A 3,373-nucleotide genomic window follows, 5' to 3' on the forward strand; every position below is an offset into this window, starting at 1 on the left:
ATAAGCCGCTTTTCGCCCGCTGCCGGGGAAACCGCACCCGGCCAAGCACGTACCACTGAACCCGGCTCTCACCCAGACGCTTAAGCCGGCGAGCCGCCCGCTCCTGCCGCCATAAACTCCACCCCATCAACACCAGCCAGGGCACCAACAGCAGAACCAACTGCGGGTGTGTCAACTGGATCATCCCACAAACTTCCTGAATACACCGATAGCCACCACCGGCAGGACCAATCCCAGAACACTGGCCGGAATAACAAACCAGCTGTACAATTCCTGAATATTGAGGTATTCCTTAATCTCGATCTCGGTCCGCTCCAGCTCATTGATCTGGTCATAAATATTCGCCAGCGATTCCTGGTCGGTGGCTCTAAAATATTGACCGCCGGTAATATCGGCCACCTGCTGCAAGGTCTCCTCATCCAGCTCGACTTCCACCTGCACCATGCGCTGGCCCCAGATCGGATCGCTAATGGGGTAGGGTGCCATACCATGTGAGCCGGCACCAATCGTGTAGATCTTGATGCCGAACTCCCGGGCCAGCTGGGCGGCGGTGGTGGGATCCAATTCCCCGGCATTGTTATTCCCGTCAGAAAGCAGGATCATTACCTTGCTGGCAGCCGGTGTATCCCGCAGGCGGTTGATGGCATTGGCAATCGCCATCCCGATAGCAGTGCCGTCGTACTCTTTATCAACAATGGTCACCTGGTCCAGCAGGTTGAGCAGGACGTTGGTGTCGTTGGTCAAGGGACACTGAATGAAGGGTGCCACGGCAAAGACGACAATGCCGATGCGGTCATAGGGACGGTCACTGACGAACTGGCGCGCCACCTTTTTAACGGCTTCCAGCCGGTTGGGCTTGAAATCCGCCGCCCGCATGGAGGACGAGATATCGAGCACCAGCATGATGTCGATAATCTCCACTTCGGTTTCCCGCACCACATCGGTAAGCCGGGGGCGGGCCAGGGCCAGAACTACCAGGACCAGGAGGAGGAATTTGGCGCCCTGGAGCAGATCGGCCTTCAGACGGCTGGAGCGAACGGCGGCTGGATCGAACAGCGCCAGGGACGAGAATCGGAGGACCCCCTCCCGCTTGTGTCCCTGCCGCCAGTACCACCCATAAAACAGGGGCAGTAGCACCAGCAGGAGCAACCACCACGGCTGTTGAAACTCGAGCATATATCAGACAGAATACTCTTGCTCGATAAAACGGCTTAGTTGGAAAATAGTTTCCTCGTGGAAGTGGTTGGCCGTCAGCTGCAGCCCGATGGGCAGCCCATTGCGGGACTGGCCCACCGGGATATTCATGGAGGGTACACCCGCCAGACTCATCGGCACCGTGAAAACATCGGATAGATACATGGTTAGTGGGTCATCAACCTTGGACCCGATGGGGAATGCCGGGGTCGGGCTGGTTGGGGTGAGCAGGATATCCACCTCTTTCAAGGCCTGCAGGAAATCTTGCTGCATGAGGCGGCGGACGCGCTGGGCCCGGATGTAATAGCGATCCATGTACCCGGCGGAGAGAACGTAGGTGCCCAGCATGATGCGCCGCTGCACTTCAGGGCCAAAGCCGCTGCTGCGGGTGTCGGTGTAAAGCGCTTCCAGGCTGTCCCTTAACTGCAAACGCATTCCATAGCGAATTCCGTCGTACCGTGCCAGATTGGAAGAGGCCTCGGCGGTGGTGAGAATGTAGTAAGCGGCGATCCCGTAATCGGTATGCGGTAGGGAAACTTCAGTAACCGTGAAGCCCTGGTCCTTGAGGAACTGGATGAGATCCCGGTACCGGTCACTGATCTCACGATCCATTCCCTCATGTTCGTATTCCGGGGCGATGCCAACGATAAGGTTGCGGGCCTGCTCTTCGCGGTAGGCAAAGGGCTTCACCGGCTCGGCGGCGGAAGTGCTGTCCCGGGGGTCATGACCAGCGATGACTTCGAACACCGTGGCGGTAAGCTCCGTATTCCTGGCGAAAACCGACACCTGATCGAAAGACGAGGCGAAGGCTACCAGTCCATATCGAGAGACCCGTCCGTAGGTAGGCTTAAGGCCATAAATGCCGCAGAAAGCCGCCGGCTGGCGCACCGATCCGCCAGTGTCACTTCCCAGGGCTGCATCCACCAGGCCCGTCGCCACGACCACCGCCGAACCGCCACTACTGCCTCCGGGTACCAATTCCGGGTTGCAGGGATTGCGGGCCGGGCCGAAGCAGGAATACTCGGTAGACGAGCCCATGGCAAACTCGTCCATATTGGTCTTGGCAACGATGGCGGCGCCGGCATCGAGCAGCCGCTGCACGGGTGTGGCGGTATATAGTGATATGTAGCCCTCCAGCGTCCGGGAGGCGCAGGTGGTGGGGAAATCTACGAGGTTCAGGTTGTCCTTGATAGCCAGAAGCTTGCCCGACAAGGGCCCCTCTGCCGGGCCAGCTTCCAGGCGCCTTAACGCCTGCGTGGAAGTGTCGGTGACAACAGCATTGAGTTCCTGCTGTTCTTTAAGAGCGGCGGGAAAGGCCTTGATCCGCTCAAGGGGAGAGGATGACACTGGTAAGGAACCGGCGGGCTAGTCTTCCTGCTCCTTGGTGGTGCTGCCGGTCACTTTCTTCGGCGGCTCATCCAGATCTGCAACCGACTTAATCTCATCCTGGATCTCATTGGTGGCACGCTTGAATTCCCGCATGCCCTTGCCCAACCCACGGGCCAGCTCCGGAAGCTTCTTGGCCCCGAACAGAAGCAGGATGATGAATAGAATAACCAGTATCTCACCAAAGCCTAAGGACATATACTCCTCCTACATGATTCCACACGAAGTTAATCAAAAAACCGAGCAGCTCACGGTTATTACCTATGGCTGTGCTTTCGGGAGTGTCCAGCCATCGTGCGTTATCGGAAATAGCGCAGAAAATAAAAGGCCGCCGCCAGACCAAGGACACTGCTGATATTAAACTTGATCCGCAGACCGAAAGTTATCGTGGCTACCAGGATATCCAACGTTACCGGACTGATGCCCCAGCTGACGGACTGGAGGAAAAACTGCTTCACCACCCCTTCAGGAAGTAACATGGCCAGTACATCCCCCAGGAGCGTACCGAGGGCAGCACCGAAGATGAGTCCGATGAAAATAAGTCCCAAAGATCGTTTCTGGTAGTTGCTAAGGACCATCAGCCGGCCTCCACGATGGATTTGAAGAACGCCAGACCGTCGTCTGAGCCGACGATTCCTTCAGCCGCCCGTTCAGGATGCGGCATCAACCCCAGCACGTTCTTTTCACGATTCAGGACACCGGCAATGTTGCCGACCGAACCATTGGGATTGGCCTCCGGGAGTACCTCCCCCCCTGGGGTCGCATAGCGAAAAGCAATCTGACCGGATTGCTC

At 57.6% G+C, this 3,373-nt stretch carries 6 protein-coding genes; all 6 read right to left on the reverse strand.

Annotated elements, in window-relative coordinates:
* A partial coding sequence (locus ACETWG_04640) for a hypothetical protein (protein MFB0515878.1) occupies positions 1-184 on the reverse strand: 184 nt, incomplete at its 3' end.
* Positions 181-1,176, reverse strand: coding sequence for a VWA domain-containing protein (locus ACETWG_04645; GenBank protein MFB0515879.1), 996 nt, complete (start codon positions 1,174-1,176; stop codon positions 181-183). The genes ACETWG_04645 and ACETWG_04640, both read right to left, overlap by 4 nt.
* A gap of 3 nt (positions 1,177-1,179) precedes the next feature.
* Complete coding sequence (gene gatA, locus ACETWG_04650) at positions 1,180-2,541, reverse strand: Asp-tRNA(Asn)/Glu-tRNA(Gln) amidotransferase subunit GatA (protein ID MFB0515880.1); 1,362 nt, start codon at positions 2,539-2,541, stop codon at positions 1,180-1,182.
* 18 nt (positions 2,542-2,559) lie between these two features.
* Positions 2,560-2,778 (reverse strand): twin-arginine translocase TatA/TatE family subunit, encoded by a 219-nt coding sequence (locus ACETWG_04655; GenBank protein ID MFB0515881.1) that lies wholly within the window; start codon positions 2,776-2,778, stop codon positions 2,560-2,562.
* Between the two features lie 101 nt (positions 2,779-2,879).
* On the reverse strand, positions 2,880-3,158 hold the full coding sequence (locus tag ACETWG_04660) for a DUF4321 domain-containing protein (GenBank protein ID MFB0515882.1): 279 nt from the start codon (positions 3,156-3,158) through the stop codon (positions 2,880-2,882).
* Positions 3,158-3,373, reverse strand: a 216-nt coding sequence (locus ACETWG_04665; GenBank protein MFB0515883.1) for a phosphoribosylformylglycinamidine synthase subunit PurQ, incomplete at its 5' end; no start/stop codon positions are given. The genes ACETWG_04665 and ACETWG_04660, both read right to left, overlap by 1 nt.

Source organism: Candidatus Neomarinimicrobiota bacterium, from assembly GCA_041862535.1.
Taxonomy (GTDB): Bacteria; Fidelibacterota; Marinisomatia; order SCGC-AAA003-L08; family TS1B11.